Origin of the sequence: Vibrio sp. Sgm 5 (genome assembly GCF_026241575.1) — a bacterium.
GTDB classification, from domain to species: Bacteria; Pseudomonadota; Gammaproteobacteria; order Enterobacterales; family Vibrionaceae; genus Vibrio; species Vibrio jasicida.
Genome location: NZ_JAPHPY010000003.1, coordinates 82,191 through 103,579, shown reverse-complemented (window position 1 = coordinate 103,579; position 21,389 = coordinate 82,191). Strand labels below are relative to the sequence as shown.

The 21,389-nt window shown below is 43.7% G+C and carries 24 protein-coding genes and 2 pseudogenes; 14 read left to right on the top strand and 12 right to left on the bottom strand.

All coding sequences use genetic code 11. From position 1 onward, the window contains the following. Positions 1-147: 147 nt before the first annotated feature. Both OQJ86_RS02915 and OQJ86_RS02910 read left to right on the top strand, forming a co-directional pair. Complete coding sequence (locus OQJ86_RS02915; protein WP_042599841.1) at positions 148-522, top strand: hypothetical protein; 375 nt, start codon at positions 148-150, stop codon at positions 520-522. Positions 523-722: 200 nt separating this feature from the next. Then, positions 723-1,676, top strand: a complete 954-nt coding sequence (locus OQJ86_RS02910) for a DMT family transporter (protein ID WP_038870115.1) — start codon at positions 723-725, stop codon at positions 1,674-1,676. A gap of 54 nt (positions 1,677-1,730) precedes the next feature. Here the strand turns inward: OQJ86_RS02910 and OQJ86_RS02905 are convergent, their stop codons facing one another. The 3 genes and pseudogenes from OQJ86_RS02905 to OQJ86_RS02895 form a co-directional block, all read right to left on the bottom strand. Then, the gene (locus OQJ86_RS02905; RefSeq protein WP_265986197.1) at positions 1,731-2,207 is read right to left on the bottom strand and encodes a hypothetical protein; all 477 of its coding nucleotides are present in this window, start codon (positions 2,205-2,207) and stop codon (positions 1,731-1,733) included. 186 nt (positions 2,208-2,393) lie between these two features. Next, positions 2,394-3,819, bottom strand: a pseudogene (locus OQJ86_RS02900) (winged helix-turn-helix domain-containing protein). 126 nt (positions 3,820-3,945) lie between these two features. Further along, positions 3,946-4,812 (bottom strand): YicC/YloC family endoribonuclease, encoded by an 867-nt coding sequence (locus tag OQJ86_RS02895; protein WP_038864819.1) that lies wholly within the window; start codon positions 4,810-4,812, stop codon positions 3,946-3,948. Positions 4,813-4,987: 175 nt separating this feature from the next. Here OQJ86_RS02895 and rph point away from each other — a divergent pair, with 175 nt between their 5' ends. Further along, positions 4,988-5,704 carry a ribonuclease PH gene (rph, locus tag OQJ86_RS02890; RefSeq protein WP_005430192.1) on the top strand — a complete coding sequence of 239 codons (717 nt, stop codon included), beginning with the start codon at positions 4,988-4,990 and terminating at the stop codon, positions 5,702-5,704. A 241-nt stretch (positions 5,705-5,945) separates the two neighbouring features. Next, a complete protein-coding gene (gene pyrE, locus OQJ86_RS02885; protein ID WP_005379384.1) occupies positions 5,946-6,587 on the top strand; it encodes an orotate phosphoribosyltransferase in 642 nt (213 codons plus the stop codon). 70 nt (positions 6,588-6,657) lie between these two features. On the opposite strand, the gene OQJ86_RS02880 is transcribed toward pyrE, so the two are convergent. The 3 genes from OQJ86_RS02880 to coaBC form a co-directional block, all read right to left on the bottom strand. Next, a complete protein-coding gene (locus tag OQJ86_RS02880; protein ID WP_265986193.1) occupies positions 6,658-7,608 on the bottom strand; it encodes a Kdo(2)-lipid IV(A) acyltransferase in 951 nt (316 codons plus the stop codon). A gap of 5 nt (positions 7,609-7,613) precedes the next feature. Beyond that, on the bottom strand, positions 7,614-8,204 hold the full coding sequence (gene slmA / locus OQJ86_RS02875) for a nucleoid occlusion factor SlmA (protein ID WP_005434407.1): 591 nt from the start codon (positions 8,202-8,204) through the stop codon (positions 7,614-7,616). A 160-nt stretch (positions 8,205-8,364) separates the two neighbouring features. After that, the gene (gene coaBC / locus OQJ86_RS02870; protein ID WP_265986190.1) at positions 8,365-9,564 is read right to left on the bottom strand and encodes a bifunctional phosphopantothenoylcysteine decarboxylase/phosphopantothenate--cysteine ligase CoaBC; all 1,200 of its coding nucleotides are present in this window, start codon (positions 9,562-9,564) and stop codon (positions 8,365-8,367) included. A 342-nt stretch (positions 9,565-9,906) separates the two neighbouring features. On the opposite strand from coaBC, the gene radC reads away from it, so the two are divergent. From radC to mutM, 5 genes are all read left to right on the top strand, one after another. Further along, positions 9,907-10,581, top strand: a complete 675-nt coding sequence (gene radC, locus OQJ86_RS02865; protein ID WP_038877097.1) for a RadC family protein — start codon at positions 9,907-9,909, stop codon at positions 10,579-10,581. Between the two features lie 303 nt (positions 10,582-10,884). Next, on the top strand, positions 10,885-11,121 hold the full coding sequence (gene rpmB, locus OQJ86_RS02860; protein WP_005467944.1) for a 50S ribosomal protein L28: 237 nt from the start codon (positions 10,885-10,887) through the stop codon (positions 11,119-11,121). 13 nt (positions 11,122-11,134) lie between these two features. Continuing rightward, a complete protein-coding gene (rpmG, locus tag OQJ86_RS02855) occupies positions 11,135-11,305 on the top strand; it encodes a 50S ribosomal protein L33 (protein ID WP_004410866.1) in 171 nt (56 codons plus the stop codon). A gap of 177 nt (positions 11,306-11,482) precedes the next feature. After that, positions 11,483-11,959: a hypothetical protein gene (locus OQJ86_RS02850; protein ID WP_039974583.1), complete on the top strand. Its 477-nt coding sequence runs from the start codon at positions 11,483-11,485 to the stop codon at positions 11,957-11,959. Positions 11,960-12,060: 101 nt separating this feature from the next. Then, entirely contained in the window at positions 12,061-12,870 is an 810-nt protein-coding gene (gene mutM, locus OQJ86_RS02845) for a bifunctional DNA-formamidopyrimidine glycosylase/DNA-(apurinic or apyrimidinic site) lyase (RefSeq protein ID WP_265986065.1), read from the top strand. A 23-nt stretch (positions 12,871-12,893) separates the two neighbouring features. On the opposite strand, the gene OQJ86_RS02840 is transcribed toward mutM, so the two are convergent. The 5 genes from OQJ86_RS02840 to OQJ86_RS02820 are packed head-to-tail and all read right to left on the bottom strand — an operon-like array spanning position 12,894 to position 17,199. Further along, positions 12,894-13,820, bottom strand: coding sequence for a glycosyl transferase family 90 (locus tag OQJ86_RS02840; RefSeq protein WP_265986063.1), 927 nt, complete (start codon positions 13,818-13,820; stop codon positions 12,894-12,896). Further along, positions 13,817-14,296: a pantetheine-phosphate adenylyltransferase gene (gene coaD / locus OQJ86_RS02835; RefSeq protein ID WP_038890939.1), complete on the bottom strand. Its 480-nt coding sequence runs from the start codon at positions 14,294-14,296 to the stop codon at positions 13,817-13,819. The genes OQJ86_RS02840 and coaD overlap by 4 nt, the downstream gene beginning before the upstream one ends. Beyond that, positions 14,293-15,324 (bottom strand): glycosyltransferase family 4 protein, encoded by a 1,032-nt coding sequence (locus OQJ86_RS02830; RefSeq protein WP_265986057.1) that lies wholly within the window; start codon positions 15,322-15,324, stop codon positions 14,293-14,295. Before OQJ86_RS02830 ends, coaD begins: the two co-directional genes overlap by 4 nt. 1 nt (position 15,325) lies before the next feature. Continuing rightward, the gene (locus tag OQJ86_RS02825) at positions 15,326-16,108 is read right to left on the bottom strand and encodes a glycosyltransferase family 2 protein (RefSeq protein WP_265986055.1); all 783 of its coding nucleotides are present in this window, start codon (positions 16,106-16,108) and stop codon (positions 15,326-15,328) included. 38 nt (positions 16,109-16,146) lie between these two features. After that, positions 16,147-17,199, bottom strand: a complete 1,053-nt coding sequence (locus OQJ86_RS02820; protein WP_265986053.1) for a glycosyltransferase family 9 protein — start codon at positions 17,197-17,199, stop codon at positions 16,147-16,149. Positions 17,200-17,302: 103 nt separating this feature from the next. On the opposite strand from OQJ86_RS02820, the gene OQJ86_RS02815 reads away from it, so the two are divergent. The 5 genes and pseudogenes from OQJ86_RS02815 to OQJ86_RS02795 all read left to right on the top strand — a co-directional run bounded on the left by OQJ86_RS02815 (position 17,303) and on the right by OQJ86_RS02795 (position 20,398). Then, entirely contained in the window at positions 17,303-17,707 is a 405-nt protein-coding gene (locus OQJ86_RS02815; protein ID WP_020195869.1) for a diacylglycerol kinase, read from the top strand. 27 nt (positions 17,708-17,734) lie between these two features. Further along, the gene (locus OQJ86_RS02810; protein ID WP_038876927.1) at positions 17,735-18,451 is read left to right on the top strand and encodes a 3-deoxy-D-manno-octulosonic acid kinase; all 717 of its coding nucleotides are present in this window, start codon (positions 17,735-17,737) and stop codon (positions 18,449-18,451) included. A 3-nt stretch (positions 18,452-18,454) separates the two neighbouring features. Beyond that, positions 18,455-19,180, top strand: a complete 726-nt coding sequence (locus OQJ86_RS02805) for a glycosyltransferase family 25 protein (protein WP_265986047.1) — start codon at positions 18,455-18,457, stop codon at positions 19,178-19,180. A 1-nt stretch (position 19,181) separates the two neighbouring features. Continuing rightward, entirely contained in the window at positions 19,182-19,649 is a 468-nt protein-coding gene (locus OQJ86_RS02800) for a serine acetyltransferase (RefSeq protein WP_265986045.1), read from the top strand. A 67-nt stretch (positions 19,650-19,716) separates the two neighbouring features. Beyond that, positions 19,717-20,398: pseudogene (locus tag OQJ86_RS02795) on the top strand (cytidylyltransferase domain-containing protein). Here OQJ86_RS02795 and OQJ86_RS02790 read toward each other — a convergent pair. Then, positions 20,393-21,388 (bottom strand): glycosyltransferase 52 family protein, encoded by a 996-nt coding sequence (locus tag OQJ86_RS02790; RefSeq protein ID WP_186175655.1) that lies wholly within the window; start codon positions 21,386-21,388, stop codon positions 20,393-20,395. The pseudogene OQJ86_RS02795 and the gene OQJ86_RS02790 sit on opposite strands and share 6 nt — an antisense overlap. Between the last annotated feature and the right edge of the window lies 1 nt (position 21,389).

Sequence of the window (21,389 nt, the reverse complement as noted above, 5' to 3'; positions counted from 1 at the left end):
CGAGGCTTTGTTTTTGTGTGAAGGGGAATCACATCTACACGACTTTGGGGTAAAAAAGTGTAAAGTCACCTCAAGCACTATTGTTTCTTGTCTGTTTGACAGTTATCTTCACGCTATCCCGTATTCTCCTCTTTATGAGACATTGTGATGCTGATGAAAAGCACATCCACAATTTGCTTCCTGCTCTCTGCTTTGATGGCTTTTATGCTGTCGAGTGGCGTAGCTCGTGCAGAGGTCTCACCCGGTTACTCAGATAACACTCCCAATGCAGAAGTGATGCACTTTAGCTATTGTGATATCGAGTTTAATTCCGTCAACAAGGAAGAACCGGGTTGTTGTGAACCGGGCGGAACATGCTTCGAAAAACAATGTTGTTCCCATGGTCATGCTTCGGGCACGGCAGTTGTCGAAACCCAGCAACGTTCATATGAGGCACCATATCGTCATGAGCTTGCTACTAGCCAAACTTCTATCTATACCAGTGCAGATATGCACTCTCACTATCGTCCTCCGATAGCTTAATTCCTATCTCGCAGCATATCGCTGCCAACAATGTCACTGCACGCATTACCGTGCGAATTTGTTACGCGTGTAAATAGCTTTTTTATTTACACCGCCCTGTGATGGGAACTAAAAAATGAAAACCACTTTAATTGCTCGTAACGAGCGCCTTGCTGCGTATCTGCCAAACCTTGTTAATGCTCAACAAGCGGGAGGTCGTCATGACGTATAAGCATCTACCAATTATCTTGTTCGTGTCTGTGTGTTTGATTTGGGGCACCACGTGGTTTGCGATGGAAGTAGCGGTGCAAACTATTCCACCTATCTTTGCTACTGGACTGCGTTTTCTGATTGCCGCACCGCTATTAATCATGTTGGCTAAACACCTCAAACAACCTCTGTTTTTCCCTAAAGGTAAAGTGTTCTGGATGTTCGTCGTTGCGATTTTCTATTTCGCGATTCCGTTTACCTTGATGATTTTTGGGGAACAATACATTTCATCGGGCCTTGCTTCGATCATCTTCGCCAATATGCCGATAGCGGTGATGGTGACATCGAGTCTGTTTCTTGGGCTTAGGTTACGTAAATCCCAGATTGTCGGCCTTTTGGTCGCGGTTCTGAGCTTAATTCTGATTCTGGCGAAAGAAATGAGTCTAGGTGGAGAGGATTATCTGCTGGGCTTTCTCGCTCTAGGTGGGGCGGTCGCGATTCATGCAGTGATGTATGTGTTTGTTGAAAAGTTCTGTAAAGGCATTCCAGTACTGACTTACAACGCCTTTCCAAGCTTTGTTGCTTCTGTGCTGTTGTTTATCACCTCACTGATCGTCGAGCGACCAGATATTTCTCAGTTCTCGGTGGACTCGATTAGCGCTGTGATTTATCTCGGTATGTTTGCTAGCGTAGGTGGCATTGTGGCGTACTTTAAGCTTGGACAAGTGTCGACGCCGTTTACTGCCTCGATCTGTTTTTTGTTTTTCCCGTTGATTGCACTGAGTCTTTCTACATGGATTGCGGGTAACAGTTTGTCGTTGGTTTCTGTCGCTCTGCTGCTGCCATTATTGGGCGGTATTTTTGTCACTAAAGCTGAACCTACTTTCTGGCAGCGTTTTCGCCTCAAGTCTGCAGAGCAAAAGCCTGTGCTATGTGAACATTGTATGAAGAACATCAATGCCTAAAACAGACTAAAAGTCATGAAAAAGCCCCATTTGATTGGGGCTTTTGACGTAATGCTATTTACCTTGTTCGTTACGCAGATACATGATGGCAACCATGCTAAAGCCAATAAATTGCCATAGATATTGTCCATCACTTGCACCTGTAATGGTTTGGGTGAAAGCCATACAACCCGTTACGAACAGAGATGCAAAAGCCGCATAGAGTAGCCACGGACGCTCTTTTCCAGCCATAAACTCACCTGCCAGCACCGAGCGAATCACCAATAAAAACGGTAAGCACTGCAAAGCAATGAGGATCGGGAACATAAAGTCAAACGTTGGACTTAGCAGTGCATGACCGACTTGGCTCTTATCCCAAGTTCCAACGATATAACCTTTCCAGCCAGCCCAAGTATCGCCTGCATGGGCGGTGTCAGGCGTGATGAAGCCAAGTAGCACGCCCATCACTTTATCGATAAAGCCATTTTTAAACCAAAAGACGAACAGAAAGATCTGGATTGGAATGATCTGAAAAGCAAACTTCTTCAACATGTGTGTATCCCAAGAAATGAATGATTTGGTTTACAAGTATGTGGAAGGCACGTTTTTTACGCTTGATGCAAGGCAAGCGAGTTGAACTCCAAACAAAAATCAAACATCCAGAATGCCCATCAGCATTGGGGAGGCTGACTTAACAATAGGCGAGAGCTGCGATTTTTCACTCCGCTTTATTTGAGACTATTTTGCTGTTTGGAATAGGTTTGCTTTTTGTGAAGATTCAATAAGATCAAACAGTTGCCCGTTATGCTCTTTTTTCATCTCAGTATAGCGTTGGTAATTGTATTGCGAGCCTTTCGGGTTATCTGCGAGTTTGTCAGCCACGCTGAGTAAGTAAAAACTGATTGGGCTTGGCGTGCTTTCTGCTGCGTAAAACAAGTACGGGAAGGCTTGATTAGGGTGCTGGTTGATAAGCAAAGCGAGCCCCAAAGTGAGGTTGGCAATATCACAACGTGGGTTCAGTTCTAACGCCTGCTTAGCTGAGTGAAGTGCTTGTTCTCGGTCTTCTTGTTTGTGCTCGCGTAAGTAAGCTAAAGCTTCAGAGTAAGACAACAAAGCGCTGACCAAATAGCTGTCTCGCCCTTGCTGTTGAATCGCATTAAGCTGTTGAGCAATATCCGAAAAAGCGGGACCTCCCTTACCTTGGTAGAAAAGAGAAATCCCTTCAGAGATCACTTTCCAATCGTCATAGTTACTGATGGACGTCACGCGGTGGCTAGCCACTTCGTAATCGGAACTCATTGGTGCAATGATGGCTTTGATTTCTAAAATCACATCACCGATAGCATCGAAGAAGTTATCTTGGTTAAACGTCTTCTCTACCTTTTGGCTCTGGTTGGGTTGATGGTTGTTTTGCACCAAGACGCTAAGCACATAATTGCCATCTACTTTCTTAATCCAGCTTTTGAGCTCAACACCGTGGTTGGCAAGAGACTGCTTACTTTGTTGGGATAACTGAGAATAGTGATAACCGGATAGGTTTTTGGCTGAATTTAGACCATAGAAGAGATAGTTATATACGCTTTCTGCTATTTCAAAGTTGCTGCTGGAATCGAGCGTAATATCATGAATATAAACGGGCACTACGTCACTTTGTTGTGCTGTTATCACCGTTGTTTCATCTGTGGTGTCACCATTTTTTACTACCCAAGCCCCAATAAGCCCAACCGTCAGGATTGCAGCTACAGCTAAAACCATACGTTTGTTTTTAGGCTTTGCGGTACGAGTAAGAGGAACCGCTTCTTCAGTGATAGGAGGGCGCGTTATGCTTGGCTCAGTCACTTCGATATCAAGTAAGTAACCTTGCTTAGGAATGGTCTGAATGATGCGATACGGACGCGTTTTGTCCTGAAGCTGACTGCGCAGTAGACTAATGACTTGTGACTTGTCTCACCAAGTTGTCGGAAACTTGCGTCCTTTGCCAGACATCATCGGCGATTTGCTGGGTACTCAGTACTTTCCCACGACTCTCGATAAAGTAGCTCAGCAATCTTGCTTGCAATGGCTCTAAGTGAACCTCCTCACCATCAATTATCAACTGATTTTTATCAGGATAGAAAGAAATAGGGGAGTCATGTTGCAGGACGAAGCAATGCGGACGAGTCATGGCGATTCAATGGTTTAGAAGTAACCACACAAGACTATTGGTTTTATATATAGTAAGCAAGTGAAGCATCAGCAAATAAAAAGCCCCGCAGTGCGAGGCTCTTTAGATATCTCATCGAGGTCTTTATTACTCGATGTTCTGAATTTGTTCGCGCATTTGCTCAATCAGAACTTTCAGTTCAACACCTGATGCAGTGATGTCTGTGCTGATTGATTTTGACGCTAGCGTGTTCGATTCACGGTTGAACTCTTGCATCATGAAATCTAAACGACGACCGACTGCGCCACCTTTCTTCAGGATGTTTGTGGTTTCTTTTACGTGAGAATCAAGACGGTCTAGCTCTTCTGCTACGTCTGATTTCTGTGCCAGAAGGATAAGCTCTTGCTCAACGCGAGATGGGTCTAGCTCTACTTTCGCATCTTCAAACTTCGAGAACAGACGCTCACGTTGCCACTCTAGGATTTCTGGCATGCGTGCGCGAACTTTCACGACTTCTGATGTGATCGCTTCTAGGCGTTGTTCGATAAGCGCTTTCATGTTGTCGCCTTCACGGCCACGCGCTTCGATGAACTCACCAATTGCTTCATCAAATGCAGCAAGCAGTTCTTTGTTCACCTCATCCATATTTTGCTCAGGTGTTTCCATCACACCAGGCCATTGCATGACTTGGAATGGGTTGATGCGGCTTAGTTCGCCAGTCATGTGCATCACTTGCTCAGCAGCTTTGATCACTTGGTTTGCCAGTGCTTCGTTAATGCTAAGCTCTGCTTTTGCTGCTGGGTTTGCTTCAAAACGCAGATTACATTCTACTTTGCCGCGAGCTAGGCGCTTACGAAAACGCTCACGCAGTACTGGCTCAAGAGCACGGAACTGCTCTGGCATGCGGAAGTAAGTTTCTAGGTAGCGTTGGTTTACACTGCGGATCTCCCACACTGCACTGCCCCAATCGCCTTTTACTTCTTTGCGCGCATACGCTGTCATACTGTAAATCATCGAATTTTCCTGTCTTTTAAATTTGCTGAAAATTACCACGCAATAGTAGCACAGCAAGATGGCAGAGGCTTTGCTATTCTGTGACGAGATTGTCCAGATAGCTTTATTTAATCGATTCCGTTATAATCTGCGCCCAACCAAATCGTCTTCTCCTCATTACTTAAGGTAGATGCCCATGCGTCCAAACGATCGCAAGGCGGACCAAGTTCGCCCAATCAAAATTACTCGTAACTACACAGCTTATGCTGAAGGCTCAGTGTTAGTTGAATTTGGTAACACCAAAGTGTTGTGTAATGCGACCGTTGAAGAGTCTGTGCCTCGTTGGCTAAAAGGTCAAGGTAAAGGCTGGGTAACGGCTGAATACGGCATGCTACCTCGTGCAACTCACTCGCGTACTCGTCGTGAAGCGGCGAACGGTAAGCAAGGTGGTCGTACGATGGAAATCCAACGCTTGATCGCACGTAGCCTACGCGCTGTGGTTGATCTACAAGCGATGGGTGAGTTCATGATCACAGTTGACTGTGATGTTATCCAAGCAGACGGCGGCACTCGCACTGCATCTATCAGCGGCGCAAGCGTTGCAATGGCAGACGCGTTTCAACACCTAGTGGATAGCGGCAAGCTAAAAGCAAACCCAATGAAAGGCCACGTAGCGGCAGTTTCAGTTGGTTTGCTAGGTGATGATGTTCTGTGTGACCTTGAGTACGTTGAAGATTCAGCGGCAGACACAGACATGAACGTTGTGATGACAGAAGAAGGTAAGATGATTGAAATTCAGGGCACCGCAGAAGGTGAACCGTTCAGTCATGAGCAGCTGATGGCACTGTTAGAGTCGGCGAAAGTCGGCATTACGGAAATTGTCGCAGCGCAGAAGGCGGCGTTAGCCAATTGATTTTAATAGCTCCCATTATGGGGGCTATTTTTTTATCTCCGTCGTATATGAATCTACAGCGTTGTTCGCTGCGCTTTTCTACTGGAGCGCCAGTCCGACCTATTTACATAGGAAGACTATGCTCATAGGGATAGAAAAACTTGCTGCCTAGCTGTAAATCCATCTACTTAGGAGATAACGCATTAGTGTTTATTAACTGCTTGGGAATATGGATACCAAGCCTGTATTTAGAGAGAAAATAATGAAAGCATACCAGCGTGAATTTATTGAGTTTGCACTTGAGAAAGAAGTTCTTAAGTTTGGTGAGTTTACTTTGAAATCTGGCCGTAAAAGCCCGTACTTCTTTAACGCTGGTCTTTTCAATACTGGTCGTGACCTAGCGCGTCTTGGTCGTTTTTACGCTGCAGCGCTGGCGGACTCCGGCATTGAGTTTGATGTACTGTTTGGCCCTGCATACAAAGGTATCCCAATCGCGACTACAACAGCTGTAGCGCTAGCGGATCACCACGACATTGACACGCCTTACTGCTTCAACCGTAAAGAAGCAAAAGACCACGGCGAAGGTGGCAACCTTGTAGGTTCAGCGCTTGAAGGTCGTATCATGCTAGTAGATGACGTAATCACAGCAGGTACCGCGATTCGCGAATCAATGGAAATCATCCAAGCAAACGGTGCGGACCTAGCAGGTGTATTAGTTGCGATTGACCGCCAAGAAAAAGGCAAAGGTGAGCTGTCTGCGATTCAAGAAGTGGAGCGTGACTTTGGTTGTGCAATCATCTCAATCGTTAGTTTGACTGACCTTGTGACTTTCCTTGAAGAAAAAGGTACAGACAAAGAGCACCTAGAAGCAGTAAAAGCGTACCGCGCGGAATACGGCATTTAATTGCTCTTTCATCATTGAAGAAAAAGGGGCTGGTGGATATCCATCAGCCCCTTTCTTTTGTCTTTATCACTTACTTATAGCGAATACCTTTTGGCGCATTTTCATCAGCCATGGTCTTGTAGCGTTTGTGTAGCCACATCCACTGCTCTGGTGCGCGCAGAATCACTTCTTCTACAAAGGTGTTCATGTAAGCCGCTGCCGCTACTTCGTCTTTTTTCGGATAGTCGGCTTCAATGCACTTATCAGCGATGATTTCATACTTACCATCTCCATTGCGGAAGCCTGAGCCCGGAATTATCGAGCACTTGGACGTGTAAGCCAGAATGCTGGTGCCAGTTGTAGTACAAGCGTCTTCAATTGCGAAGAAAGGGACGAATACCGATTTGTTACGACCGTAATCGTGATCCGGTAAGTAAAACAAACGCTCACCGCTGCGTAGAACACGAATCATTTGTTTAACGTCTTTGCGGTCAATGAGTTTATTGCCGTTGTGTGTGCGTCCCCAGTACTGAATGAAGTTGTACGCTGGGTTGTTGTGCGGGCGGAAAGCGCCATAGCCTGCAACACCTAACACACCGAAAGCACGAGCGGTGATTTCAAGATTTAAAGCATGTACACAACACAGTAATACACCTTTACCTTCTGTGGCTTTCTCACGAAGTGCGACTAGGTCTTTCTCAATGATCAGAGTTTTGAAACGCCATGTCGGCCAAAACCAAGTGATACCGGTTTCGATCAGTGCCATACCGGTATTCTTGAAGTTCTCTTCAACAATGTGTTGGATCTCTTCAGGCGCTTTATCTGGAAAAGCCAGTTCAAGGTTACGTGTCGCGACATGGACACGACCTTTGCCGTAGCGCATACCGAGGTGGCCAAGTGTACGGCCTAACGACAGCAACATACGGTATGGAAGGATATTGACCACGATAGCCAAAAAGCCAAAGCCGAGCCAAACACCCCAGTTACGAGGGTGGAGAAGTGAAAGAGAAAACTCCGGCTTAGTGAATTTGTCTTTACTCATAATCTCTACTTAATTTGTGCGCTGAGAAGTGCCCAATACTCGTCAAAGTTCGCGGTTGGTTGGTATTTGAAATCACTACGAACAAAGCGGTTCAAGCTGCCTTCAACTTGTCCTAGGATTTGAGCCGCCAAAATGCGCTCTTCCACTGGGAACGATTTGCCTTCACGGATTTTACGTTCACGTAGGATCTGACGAAGTTGCGTTTCGATACGTTCAAACAGTTGGTTGATGCGATCGCGTAGGCGCTCATTTTCAAACATTAGAGCATGACCAGAAAGAATGCGTGTCAAACCTGGGTTACGTTCTGAGAATGCCAAGATAAGATGCATTACCATACGAATGCGCTCTAGCGTGTCTTTCTCATCATCCAAAATGCGGTTGATACGAGTCATGAGTGCTTCTTCGATGAACTCAATCAAGCCTTCAAACATGCGAGCTTTACTTGGGAAGTGGCGGTAAAGTGCCGCTTCTGAAACACCGACCTGTTTCGCCAATTTTGCCGTAGTAATGCGTGAAGCCCCTTCTGTAGATTCAAGCATCTGCGCGAGAGCTTGCAAGATTTCTTCACGACGATTGGATTTTTTACTGCCGGCCATTTAGTTACTTCCTTTCAAAATACAAAGTTGAGCGGAGGGGATTATAAGACGCTCTTTGGCATCAAACTAGACCAGTGAGGAGGTAATGGGAGCTTTAACACCCTCACTTGTCATGTTTGTACCAAATTTGTGCCAGTTTTCTATGAAAAGCGAATGGTAATTACATCAATTCGTGCATTTTTTCCAAAATTCTGAAACTTAGCGCTTCTTTGGATTCTAATGCCAACGCCTGTTCGCCTTCTGGCCAGAATAAAGTGATGGCGTTGTCGTTACTGTTAAAACCTTGGCCTTCAACAGAAACATCGTTCGCACAAATCATATCGAGGTTTTTCTTTACCAGTTTACCGCGAGCGTAGGTTTCTACGTCGTTGGTCTCTGCTGCAAAACCAACTGTGAATGGACGTTGCTCTGTCATGTTGGCGACGGTCGCTACGATATCAGGATTTCTGACCATGTTGATGGTCATCTGATCGTTGTTTTCGGTCTTTTTCAACTTTTGAGACGCCACATTTTCTGGACGGTAATCTGCTACGGCGGCGCAGCTAATGAAAGCATCGTGGTTAGGCGCGTGAGCCATTACAGCATCATGCATCTCTTGTGCACTCGCAACATTGATACGCTCAACACCTGCTGGCGTATTCAAGCTGACGGGTCCACTGACTAGCGTGACCTTCGCACCCAATTGCGCTGCGGCATTTGCTAGTGCAAAGCCCATCTTTCCTGAGCTGTGGTTAGAAATGTAACGCACTGGGTCAATCGCTTCACGAGTTGGACCTGCGGTGATCAGTACCGATTTTCCTGCCAATAGTTTCGGTTGGAAGAACTGCTCACATAAGCCGACAAGTTGCATTGGCTCTAGCATTCGACCAGGACCAACATCGCCACATGCTTGCTCACCGGCCGCAGGGCCCCAAATGTGCATACCACGGCGTGCCAGTGTGGCGATGTTTTCTTGAGTTGCGACGTTACGGTACATCTGCTGATTCATTGCTGGTGAAACAGCGATAGGAGAATCTGTCGCAAGTACTAGCGTAGTGAGCAAATCATTACCCATGCCTGCCGACATACGTGCAATCAAATCTGCAGTTGCAGGAGCAAGAAGAACCAAATCTGCCCATTTTGCCAGTTCAATGTGACCCATCGACGCTTCTGCTGCTGGGTCTAACAAGCTATCCGACACCGGGCGCCCAGAAACTGCCTGCATGGTTAAGGGAGTAATGAACTCCTTCGCCGCTTTGGTCATCACTACTTGAACTTGCGCGCCTCTTTCTATTAGGCGACGGGTTAGCTCCGCACATTTATACGCGGCAATACCGCCACTGATGCCGAGTAGAATTTTCTTTCCTGCTAGTGTTTGCATGTGAGATCTCCAATTTTTCTGGCGACGAGTTTAGCACAATTGAATCTTTCATCGCTCAAGCAAATCTGGCGTTAAGATAATCCATATCAAACTACAGAATATTAATTATTGGGATTTCTAGAGCCTCAATAATAGTTTTTTGTGTTCAAATTTTAGAGAAGAGGTCTATGCCTTTTTAAGGAATCCACAGGAGAGAAAAGACGATCTGGTTGAACGCGGTACATTCTGATGGATTGCTAAATTACATAAAAAAGCTGCGGCTAACGGAAAAAACAAAAGTTAGTTTCGAATTTCTGCTTTTGTTTTGTGCAATAGGAGTTCACTAGAGAAAGAGAGCTCATGATGACCCTTAAATCCTTACCTACTGATTCTATGCCACGAGAGAAGCTGCTACACAGAGGGCCGCAAGCTTTGAGCGATGCTGAACTATTGGCGATTTTTCTTCGCACTGGCACACAAGGTATGAATGTCATCGAATTGGCTGATTTTCTTATTCAAGATTTCGGTTCACTTCGCCAGCTTTTTTCTGCAACCGAAAAAGAGTTCTGCCAACACAAAGGGTTGGGACAAGCGAAATACGTGCAGTTACAAGCTGTCTTGGAAATGACGCAACGTTATTTAGCCGAAACCTTAAAGCGTGGTGATGCATTAACCAGCCCCGAACAAACTAAAATGTACCTTTCTTCTATATTAAGAGATCGACAAAGAGAGGCTTTCTACATTCTTTTCTTAGATAACCAGCATAGAGTAATAAAAGATGAGATTTTGTTTGAAGGCACACTAGATGCCGCGTCGGTTTATCCGAGAGAAGTGGTCAAGCGAGCCCTGCATCATAACGCAGCTGCTTTGATTCTGGCACACAATCACCCGTCTGGTGTTGCAGAGCCGAGCCAAGCAGACAGACGAATTACGCGACGATTAATCGATGCTTTAGCGCTGGTGGATATACGGATTTTGGACCATTTCGTTATCGGTGATGGCGAAAGCGTTTCTTTTGCAGAAAGAGGGTGGATATAACTGTGCATTTTTTAGGTTGTTAGTTGCTAAAAATCTGCTATCATCCTCGCCACTAAATTTTTAACTGAATTCAGCTTGGACTGCTAGAAAAAACCTGCTGTCTAAAAAAAGATCACGAAAACCTGTAAAAAGGATCTGTTCGGGTCTTGAGCAATGCATATCAAGTTAGTATAATGCGCGACCTTTGATAGCCTTGTATGGATTTTCCATAGCGGTTCTTAACCTCTAACTTCTTTCCGAGAAATAGAGAGGTTCGGCCACCAAGGTTGATATCGAGCTGAAACGATTTTGGAGAAGACATTCATGTCACGAGTATGCCAAGTAACTGGTAAGCGTCCAGTAACGGGTAACAACCGTTCACACGCACGAAATGCTACTAAGCGTCGTTTTCTGCCGAACCTACAAACTCATCGTTTCTGGGTAGAGAGCGAAAAACGTTTTGTTAAACTACGCCTTACTGCAAAAGGTATGCGCATCATCGACAAGAAGGGTATCGATACTGTTCTTGCTGATATCCGTGCACGTGGCGAAAACGTTTAAGAGGAAATAGGCAATGGCAAAGAAAGGCGTTCGTGAGAAAATCCGTCTAGTATCTTCAGCAGGTACTGGCCACTTCTACACAACAGATAAGAACAAGCGTAACATGCCAGGCAAATTTGAGATCAAGAAATTTGATCCAGTTGTACGCCAGCACGTTATGTACAAAGAAGCTAAAATCAAATAATTGGTTTTGTCTCTTTGACGATTTAAAAAGCCCAACTCTCGAGTTGGGCTTTTTATTACCTAAAATTCAGTAATCCTTCACTTCATCCCTTCTTTCACGTGTTTCCATACAGATGTTCTAGTCAAAATTCATACGCTTTGGTAGTTTGTTGATAACTACAGGAGATTAGGAACTGCTATGCGCGTTAGTCCGGCCCGTCGCCGTCGTTGGAACAATATTCTTATCCTAGGCATCATCGTTTTTATGGTGATCTTGAATGCGCCAACCTTGATCAAAACCTACCTTGTCGAAGAACCCATGGATCCTTACCCCAATTTATTGCGCTCTGATCATGAAGTGAGTGCTATTTACTTCTCAGGTTGGGAATTAGAGAAACAAAATGGGCAATGGCAATCGAACATTAAAGCTAATATTCCCGTACAAGAGATTGTGACTCGTTGGCAATCTTTGGAAGGGACTGAGCTGACCTCAGAACAATACGATAATTTAAAGTCTCAGTTGTCTTCTCCAGAAAGTATTGAGATCTGGTACCAAGACTTAGAAGAACCGCAACGAGTGACCTTTTATCGGCTTGGCGACTTTTGGTTGTTTAAAAACTGGCAAGATAAATGGATTGCGATTTCTGTTGATGGCAACTACATCATGCCCAAGTAAGCCTTACGAATAACCCTTTTCAAAGGCTGTGTTTGTCTTTGTTCTTTTCGATTATGCTAGCCACCCAATATCAATGCTCTTAGCGTTTTAAGGAGAATTAAATGCCTGAATTACCAGAAGTTGAAGTAAGCCGAATGGGCATCAGTCCACACATGGTTGGCGAGACGATTAAGGCATTTGTATTCCGAACCCCGAAACTGCGTTGGGATATCCCTCAAGAGTTGAAGAAGCTAGAAGGGCAGGTGATTCGTAATATCAGTCGCCGCGCTAAGTATCTGTTGATTGAAACGGACGAAGGTACTGCGATTGTTCATTTAGGAATGTCGGGTTCACTGCGTGTGCTTGATGCTGATTTTCCTCCAGCAAAGCACGATCATGTGGATCTCAAACTTACTAATGGAAAAATACTGCGCTACAACGATCCACGCCGTTTTGGCGCATGGCTGTGGAGCGCACCAAATGAATCACATGCTGTATTAGGTCATATGGGACCAGAACCTTTGACTGAAGAGTTCAATGCTGATTACGTAGCGGAGAAAGCCAAAGGTAAGCGCGTTGCGGTTAAACAGTTCATTATGGACAATAAAGTCGTCGTCGGAGTCGGAAACATTTACGCCAACGAATCTTTGTTTAAATCGCGCATTCATCCCACTCGCCCTGCAGGTAAGCTAACCAAGAAAGAATGGCAATTGCTGGTGGAGAACATCAAAGCCACGCTAGAGATCGCCATTCAGCAAGGCGGAACGACATTGAAAGACTTCGCCCAAGCAGATGGCAAGCCAGGTTACTTCGCACAAGAGTTATTAGTTTACGGAAAAGCCGGAGAGCTATGCCCAGAATGCGGCGAAGCTCTCCAAGAACAAAAGATAGGCCAACGCAATACCTTCTTCTGTGGGGAATGTCAGAAGTAAAACTTAAGAGCGGAAGGGCAAGATTACATTTGTCCTGATTTCTCGAAGTATTTTTTCGCGACCAATAATGAAATTAAACGCTCGCGTTTTTGATCTCGGAACTGATCGACCCATGTATGAGCATTTTTGATGATGTTTTCCGCTTCTTCTGGGTGCGCGATGTAGTACTCCATTTTCTCAATTAAATCAGAGTAGTCATCTGCAACTTCAGCATAGTGAACTCCCGCTTCGAGAAGTCCTTCCATAAACCAAGTTTCGCAAGTTGGCTTCGACATGAGCACTAGTGAATTTGAGGACATTGCCCATTTTAGGTTGGTGGCAACGTCATTTCCTTCAATGGCTAGAAGGAACTTGTAAGTAAGTTGCTCTTCTATTGACATAAACTCTTTCTCCCATGGGTTTCCATCTAGAGGTCGAGTCTGGCCAATATTGCACATTGGATGAGCATGAAATTTTTGTAACACAACCTGTCTACGTGGTTGGAATCCTACGCCACGCCAAGCCACCATATTTTTCTTTGCTTCAAATGACAATTTATCGCGAACAAAGTAAAAGTGTCGAATTGCATTTAATTTTAATATTACTGAATTGCCATTATCGTCGCTAATGGGGCGACTTTTCACAAATGTCGGCTCATCTGGGACGTGTCGAACATCACCGTTGAGGTAATGAAAAGCGAAGTTTGACGGAAAGCCTTTAATGACTTTGAGTAAATCGAAGTAATATGTTGTCCCACTAGTTTTCTTAAAACTACGGACTTTAGTCCCTTTATTGCCTACTTCAAATTGCTCTATGATCTTGTTGTAATATTTGACTCTAGCTTGAATGTCACTTTGCTCATTCTCGTCGTATGCCTTTAGCTTTCTTTTGGCATACAGTCGAAAAAGCGAGGTGGGAATGAGCGATATTAATGAGTTGCTGGAATAGTATTTGAATTTAGTGAAGCTCATTTGGCTACCTTTGTTTTGATAGCTGTATGAACACATTTTGGCACAAACTGCTCGACATCACCGCCATGGATTGCTACTTCACGGACGATGGTAGAAGAGAGAAAAGCGTATTCTTCTGCTGGTGTCAGGAACACGCTCTCAACACCTGGTAACAGTTTGCGGTACATGCTCGTTAGGCCAAATTCGTATTCAAAGTCGACAGTTGTTCTAAGGCCGCGCACCAGTACATTTGCTTCTTGCTCACGAGCAAAATCAACCAGTAAGCCACTAAAACCAGCGGTTGATACATTGCTTAAGTGCGCTGTTGATTCTTCAACGAGTTTTACTCGTTCTTCTAGGCTAAACAGTGTTTTTTTCGAAGGACTTGCAGCGACACCGATAATAATTTGATCAAACATGTCTGCGGCACGCGTAATGATATCTAAGTGACCGTTAGTGATTGGGTCAAACGTTCCTGGGTAAATGACTTTTTTCATCGTAAAACTTTCTCGTAAACATCTACGTACTGGTTAGCAGTGTAGTTGATATCAAATAACTTCAGTTTTTCTTGCCCATTGGCGATGAATTCTTGTTGAAGCTTTTCATCTTGAGCAATCTTCATTATTGCATTCGCCAACTCTTGTGCATTACCTGGTTCAACAAGTAAGCCGTTTGAATTGTGGTCGATAATGTCAGGGATACCACCTGCATTAGTACCTATAACAGGTAAACCAGAGCCCATACCTTCCAAAATGACAGAGCCTAGCCCCTCTGTGTAAGAAGGATGAACCTGCAAATCTGCCGCAGCAAACCAATCACCCATATTACTTTGTTTGCCCTCGAAGCTGATGTTAGTTAAGTCTTGTGCTTGTGACTCAAGAGCCTGCCTCTCTGAGCCATCACCTAGTAAACAAAAATGGACAAAGGGTGCGGACTTTTCTAATAGCTTTGCCGCGCCGACAGTGACATTGAAGCCTTTATGTTTCAGCATGTTTGCTCCATGTATCACTATAAATTTACCTGAGAAGCGGTCTTTAATCGCTTGTACCGTTTCAGCGTTAGCAGGGTATGTCACCGGTGAACTTGGGATCTTGTATGTTACTGAAGTTGGGTAAGCGTCTTTCACTCTCTGAACTATTTCAGTACTTAGACCTACCACAGCGGAGGCTTTCGAATAGGCTAAGTTTGCCAACCATTTCTTTTTCAATGCGTTGTCGATTCGGCGAGTGACAATATATGGTTTGCCGTAGAGCATATGTTGGATCAGAGCCCAATAAATGGCACGTCCTTCATGTACATGGATCAGAGCACAATCCTTAGTGATAGATTTTGAGTGTGCTTTGGTAAAGTGGTTCGCTAATACCACTTTAACGCCTAACGCTTTTACCGCATCAGCGAAAGGGCTTTTAGGGTTTGCAACAACTGTCAGTTGATAGCCGAGCTTTACTTGCTGCTTAATGAGTTGCAGCGTCTGATTCTCGCCACCATGGTATCCAGAAGCTAAGTTAACGTGGCAAATGTTCATGTTATTGCTCTTTATTATGTTTTTTGACGTAATCACGCAGCCACAGGTCTGCATAGCGAGTAAAGGTTGTGTTTGCACTTAGTACGGCGAGTAAAAAGCCATGTCGACCATCTAAGAAGCCACGTTTAATAATATACATTTTGAAGAAACGGAAGAAACCATGGGTAAATGCACTAAAAAGTGAGGCTGACTTTTTACCTTCACGCTGGTCTGCCCAAGATTGCATGTACAGTTGGGTTTTTCGCGTGTACTCGCCAAGCTTTTCATAAGTAAAATGCTTCAAACGGCCATTTAACGAAACTACTTTAAAGCCATCGGGAATAACAACGCTTTCATGAACGAGCGCGTCGTTATATTTCGTTTCTGATGTTTTGTATAAACGTACAACCCAATCAGGTGACCAGCCTGAGTAACGAATCTCTTTTGCAAAGGCTGTCGTTAGTCGGTTAACACGATAAATGTTTTTATCGCAGTGTTGGCTGATCGCGTTGAGTATGTCTTGGCGTAATTCATCGGTAACACGCTCATCGGCATCCAACCAAAGCACGAAATCCGATTCCACATAGTCTTGAGCAAGCTGGCGTTGCTTGCCAAACCCAGGCCATTCTAAATTGGTATAAAACTTATCAGTATACTGCCTAGCGATCTCTTCAGTGGTGTCAGTACTACCTGAATCTAGAAGAACAATCTCATCGACCCAATCTATTACTGTGTCTAGACAAGCTTTCAGGTGCTTCTCTTCATCTTTTACGATCAACGCGACGGCTAAGGTAGGTTTAGACAAGGTAGTTTCCTTCTTAAACAATCTGCTACTGGTACATTTTACTGATGTGGATACAAATCTTCTACGACTTGGTCGAACATTGCTACGACACGGTCGCTTGTGATGCGGTTCATTGCGGCTTCATCTTTTGCTCGGGTTCGCCAGCTTAATTCTTGGCTAGTCTTTCCTGTTTCTGCAAGAATCACTTCTTCATATACAGATACGGCATACTTTAAAAAGCGATAAGGGCCTACTCGAATAGGATTGTGATGGGCATATAAACCAATAATCGGTGTGTTCATTGCACTCGCCATGTGGGCTGGGCCAGTATCTGGTGCTATCACCATCTGCACCTTATCAATTAAAGCTAGCATTTGTAGGATGGAGCTTTCTCCTACTAAGTTTAAACAAGGTTCACGCAACAAAGCTTGAATCTCATTTGCTAGGTCAACTTCGACCTTTGCAGGACTGCCCGCTAGTATGACATTCCAGCCTTTCTCTCGCGCATGATTAATGACATCCACATAACCCTTCGAGTTCCAGTTCTTGTAGGCTTTACTTGCTCCGGGAACCAATAACAAGGTTGGTTGCGCCGTATCTAGTTTTGCCTTAGCCCAAGTACTATCCTCTTCTGAGTAAGATAAAGACCAAGATAGTTCCGATTGAGGTACTCCAATCTGACTGGCAAACGCCATTAAACCATCCGCAACATGCAAAGAGCTTGGTGAAGGAACTTTGATATTGGTGAACAAAGTTTGAAAATCTTGGCTACGGTCAGAAGAGAAACCAAGTTTGTACTTCGCTTTAATACCTAACGTCGCCACGCTCGCTCGAATGGCATATTGCATATGAAGCAAAGCATCGAACTCGCGTCCTTTGAGTTGTTTCCACAGTGATTTGTAGCCATCAAGTCCTGCTTTTTTATCAAAAACAATCACCTCAACGTCATCTATCGCTTTTAGCAATTGAGCTTCAAGTTTGCCAGTAATCCAAGTGATATGGGTCTCAGGCCATTGTTTTTGAATCGCTTGAACCGTCGCGATAGTATTGCAAACGTCACCAATTGCAGATAAACGCAATATACAGAGTGAAGAAGGGGCAGAAGTGAACATAGTTATTGTCTGATCAGATAAATAGATGCAGGTAAATTATGCAGACATCCCCAATAAATGTAAAATACACCGCTTCTATACTGAGCACTGACGAGTCTTCGCAATGTCAAATAGCCAACAACATCAATCTCCAAATTCAGGCAAACCTGGAAACACTGGTTTAAAGCGCATCATCAAAGCGACGGGATACTCTGCGAAAGGCTTAAGGGCGGCGTTTAAACATGAAGCGGCGATTAGACAAGAGCTTGTGATGCTAGCCATTGCCATCGTTTTGGTCTGTGTTTTTGACTTGAGTGTTATAGAACGTATTTTGATGCTTGGTGTCGTCGTCCTTGTTCTGATTGTTGAGTTGATCAATTCTGCGATAGAGGCGGTAGTGGATCGCGTAGGCGTCGAACATCATGAGTTGAGTGGGCGAGCAAAAGATATCGGCTCAGCGGCAGTTATGGTGGCATTAGCGTTCGCTGGATTCACATGGCTGTATATCTTGCTTAGTCTTTATCTCTAGATCACTTTAGCTGTGGGTATTAAATATATGATTCAAACTTCACAACAAGGTAATTGCACGATTTGGTTTGATGATGAAATCATTTCAGACCCAACATTGCCATTGTTTGATGCCGGCTATTGGCAAGAACAAGGTAAAATCTTGGGCAGCGCTTCTGGTCGGGGTACTACCTGGTTTGTTCAACTAGACTCTATGCAAGCTGCCCTTCGACATTATCGCCGAGGTGGTCTATTCGGCAAACTTGTGAAAGACCAATACTGGTTTTCTGGTTGGGAACAAACTCGTAGTGCTCAGGAGTTAAACCTTTTGCAGATTTTGATAGATGCCGGCGTTAATGTTCCTCGCCCGATTGCCGCGCGAGCAGTTAAAACAGGTTTGATTTACCAAGCGGATCTTCTCAGCGAAAGAATCCCAAATGCCAGAGACTTGGTCAGTATTTTGCAAGAAAAACCATTACCGAAAGTGATGTACCAAAAGATTGGGCAAGAAATTGCCAAGATGCATAAAGTTAATGTGAACCATACCGACTTGAACATTCATAACATCTTAATTGATGATCAAGACAAGGTCTGGATTATCGACTTTGATAAGTGCTTTTCATCTACAGATACTAAGGTTTCCAAAGAGAATTTAGAGCGACTATTGCGCTCATTTAAGAAAGAAAAAGGTAAATGCGCGATTGCGTGGAGCCTCCAAGACTTTGACTGTTTGCTAAGCGGTTACCACCAAAGTAATAAAGGATAGAGAATGCGTACGTTTGTGATTAGTTTGGAAAGCGCAGTTGAGCGCCGCGCGCATATCGAAGCTCAATTTGCTGGTGTAGAGCAAGACTTTGAGTTTTTTGATGCAATAGATGGACGTAAAGGCGAGCATCCTCTGTTTAGCAAGTACAACGTTGAGAAAAGACTTAGAGTGAAAGGCTATGGAATGACGCCAGGTGAATTGGGGTGCTTCGCCAGTCACTATTTGCTTTGGGAAAAGTGCCTAGAGTTAAATGAGCCGATAGTTGTCATTGAGGATGATGCTCAACTAGAAGAATGTTTTGATGATTCGATGAAAAACATCAACGAGCTCCAACCATATGGTTATGTTCGTTTATTTGTTAATGGACGCAAACGGCCATTCGTCAAAATTGGTTCATATAAATCTCATGATGTCGTCGAGTATTTACGAGGCCCTGGCGCAACTCGATCTTACTTCGTCACTCCAATGGCTGCAAAAAGGTTCATTGAATCTGCTCAAGAGTGGTTACTACCTGTTGATGATTACATGGACCAGTTTTGGTCAAATGAAGTTGCATGCCGAGGCATAATGCCAGGTATCGTTAAGAATGAAACAGATTTTGATTCTAGTGTCGGTAAGCTCGAGAAGAGTAATAAAATGAATCGATTTACGCGGGAGTTGTATTCTATTCAGTGTGCTCTTTGGCGTAAGTGGCATTTATTTCGTAACCCACCGAAGAAGGTCAAATAGGATGCTTAAACTATGGATAAAATGGCTTTCTACGTCTGAACCCTCAAAAAAGTTTCGTGCCGAATTAGATCTAATGTTTTGGGGGACGCAACACTCTCGTTTTATACGCAAGCGTTTTCAAAGACGTATTTTTTATGTTTACAACTGTGATGTTAGCCATTTAGCCGACATTCATCCAACAGTATTGTTTCCTCACCCTTGTGGAATTGTTATCGGTTCGCAAGCAAAAGTGGAAAAAGGATGTCGAATTTATCAACAAGTCACGATTGGCAGCAACTTTGACTCCGATAACTCGATGGCTCACGTGTCAGAAAATACTTACATTGGCTCTGGAGCAAAGATCATTGGCGGGATTTCAATTGGTAAGAATTGTTACGTTGGAGCAAATGCGGTCATCACAAAAAACGTGGCTGATAACAGCTCGATAGTGGGCAATAATAAAAATATTACTAATAGAAAAGAAAGTTAAGCATAGAAAATGAATCGTAACGTTTTACTTAAATTAAAGTATGTAGATTGAACTTAAGGACATATTAATGATTGATGGAAAAAAGGTATTAGCGTTTATCCCTGTTCGAGGAGGGAGTAAAATATTTTGCCAATTGCAGGGAAGCCATTAATTGGTTGGTCTATTGATGCAGCAAAAGGTAGTGAGTATATTGACGATATATTTATAAGCACAGATGATCAGGAGATTGCTGATGTAGCTGCTGGTTAGGGATTCCTGCACCTGAACTTCGTCCAGAGCACTTAGCTTCTAATACTGCATCGACAGCGAATGTCCTAACGTACACGTTGGATAAATTTGGTACTGATTTTGATATAGTCATTTTACTCCAACCCACGTCGCCTTTGCGTACTTCACAGCATATCGATCAGGCTCTAGAGCTATTTATTGAGAAACAAGCTTTTTCTGTTGTATCTGTGACACCGTGTGAGCATCCTCCACTTTGGTCAAATACATCGCCAGACAATGGTTCAATGGAAAACTTTATTCGACCAGAAGCTCTAAAGCGTTCTCAAGATTTAGGGAGCTTTTATCGCTTCAATGGTGCGATTTATATATTTGATGTTGAAACATTACTCGAATACCAAGAGATCTGTTATACAAGTGAGTCCTTTGCTTTTGTCATGGAAAACAAGGACTCATTCGATATTGAACAACAGCTTGATTTTGAATTAGCTGAATTCTTCCTTAATAAAAGAAGATTGTCATAGGTCTTGAAAGCTATTAATTTTCTTTACATTAATAGCTTTGAACTGTCTTCTTAGTTCTGCTCGAAACACTTTATCTGGGTAGTCGTCAGATATCGTATAGATGGGCATATCTGGATAGAGTAGTCTGCAAGTAAACATTACTGTTGAATAAGTCCCTACGAATCCAGAGAGCTCAATACCTTTATCGATTAACTCTATTTCTAGAGGGTATTCACTACGGTGGTATATAATGTAGCTTTTCCCCTGTAGTGCCTCTTTTACTTCATCTCGCTCTGTTCGGTGAGGGAAGTATATAATTTTTCGATTGCTAGACTTAGCGAGAGTATCAATCTCTTCAATGTATTGTGATACCGATTTTTGATATTTGTCACCAATAGCCCCTTGTCCTATATAGCCAATTGGAGCATCTCTATTATATAGAGATGGGTTACCATACTTCCCCTTTAATCTGCTCAAGGAATTCTTATGTACTTTATGTGCTATTGGATTTAAATTGAACATCGTAAAAACTTCTAGATTATCAGAAGGTTTTAAATGACCAATTGGTTTACATCCATTTAGGCGCACCACTAAATCTTGAAGGAACCTTGGGCGGTAAAAGTCTTTTTTAGGCAGTATATACTTCGGGTACTCCGACAATGTAAGCGTACCATCATCAAAATAGATTTGTTTCTCTATATTGAGGTTTTTTAGTATTAGTTTTGTTCGCCAAGCATTAAATTCAGCATAGAAAAAACGTTGTATCGAACACCCATTTAGGGCTTTCTTGATCTCTTTGATTGCTTTAGGGACAGCAACACTACGATTTCCCCTATCAATTGTGATGATACTTTGCCACTCTTTAGCATTTAAAAGTCGGTTTTGCTGCTCTAAACCAAGCGTACTTTTCTGGTTTACCAACAGTAAGATCGCCTCTTGGCTGTTAAAGAATGTTTTAGCCTCTAAGGCACAAACATACTGCATGGGTGATGTAACAACAAAAAGATCCATA

Coding starts and splice junctions, on each gene's coding strand:
- OQJ86_RS02800 (WP_265986045.1), top strand. CDS start 19,182: ATGCTTAAACTATGGATAAAATGGCTTTCTACGTCTGAACCCTCAAAA.
- OQJ86_RS02905 (WP_265986197.1), bottom strand. CDS start 2,207: ATGTTGAAGAAGTTTGCTTTTCAGATCATTCCAATCCAGATCTTTCTG.
- radC (WP_038877097.1), top strand. CDS start 9,907: ATGACCCTTAAATCCTTACCTACTGATTCTATGCCACGAGAGAAGCTG.
- OQJ86_RS02830 (WP_265986057.1), bottom strand. CDS start 15,324: ATGAACATTTGCCACGTTAACTTAGCTTCTGGATACCATGGTGGCGAG.
- rpmG (WP_004410866.1), top strand. CDS start 11,135: ATGGCAAAGAAAGGCGTTCGTGAGAAAATCCGTCTAGTATCTTCAGCA.
- rpmB (WP_005467944.1), top strand. CDS start 10,885: ATGTCACGAGTATGCCAAGTAACTGGTAAGCGTCCAGTAACGGGTAAC.
- coaD (WP_038890939.1), bottom strand. CDS start 14,296: ATGAAAAAAGTCATTTACCCAGGAACGTTTGACCCAATCACTAACGGT.
- OQJ86_RS02895 (WP_038864819.1), bottom strand. CDS start 4,812: ATGATTTACAGTATGACAGCGTATGCGCGCAAAGAAGTAAAAGGCGAT.
- OQJ86_RS02915 (WP_042599841.1), top strand. CDS start 148: ATGCTGATGAAAAGCACATCCACAATTTGCTTCCTGCTCTCTGCTTTG.
- OQJ86_RS02805 (WP_265986047.1), top strand. CDS start 18,455: ATGCGTACGTTTGTGATTAGTTTGGAAAGCGCAGTTGAGCGCCGCGCG.
- OQJ86_RS02820 (WP_265986053.1), bottom strand. CDS start 17,199: ATGTTCACTTCTGCCCCTTCTTCACTCTGTATATTGCGTTTATCTGCA.
- pyrE (WP_005379384.1), top strand. CDS start 5,946: ATGAAAGCATACCAGCGTGAATTTATTGAGTTTGCACTTGAGAAAGAA.
- OQJ86_RS02910 (WP_038870115.1), top strand. CDS start 723: ATGACGTATAAGCATCTACCAATTATCTTGTTCGTGTCTGTGTGTTTG.
- rph (WP_005430192.1), top strand. CDS start 4,988: ATGCGTCCAAACGATCGCAAGGCGGACCAAGTTCGCCCAATCAAAATT.
- OQJ86_RS02840 (WP_265986063.1), bottom strand. CDS start 13,820: ATGAGCTTCACTAAATTCAAATACTATTCCAGCAACTCATTAATATCG.
- coaBC (WP_265986190.1), bottom strand. CDS start 9,564: ATGCAAACACTAGCAGGAAAGAAAATTCTACTCGGCATCAGTGGCGGT.
- slmA (WP_005434407.1), bottom strand. CDS start 8,204: ATGGCCGGCAGTAAAAAATCCAATCGTCGTGAAGAAATCTTGCAAGCT.
- OQJ86_RS02880 (WP_265986193.1), bottom strand. CDS start 7,608: ATGAGTAAAGACAAATTCACTAAGCCGGAGTTTTCTCTTTCACTTCTC.
- mutM (WP_265986065.1), top strand. CDS start 12,061: ATGCCTGAATTACCAGAAGTTGAAGTAAGCCGAATGGGCATCAGTCCA.
- OQJ86_RS02810 (WP_038876927.1), top strand. CDS start 17,735: ATGATTCAAACTTCACAACAAGGTAATTGCACGATTTGGTTTGATGAT.
- OQJ86_RS02815 (WP_020195869.1), top strand. CDS start 17,303: ATGTCAAATAGCCAACAACATCAATCTCCAAATTCAGGCAAACCTGGA.
- OQJ86_RS02850 (WP_039974583.1), top strand. CDS start 11,483: ATGCGCGTTAGTCCGGCCCGTCGCCGTCGTTGGAACAATATTCTTATC.
- OQJ86_RS02790 (WP_186175655.1), bottom strand. CDS start 21,388: ATGGATCTTTTTGTTGTTACATCACCCATGCAGTATGTTTGTGCCTTA.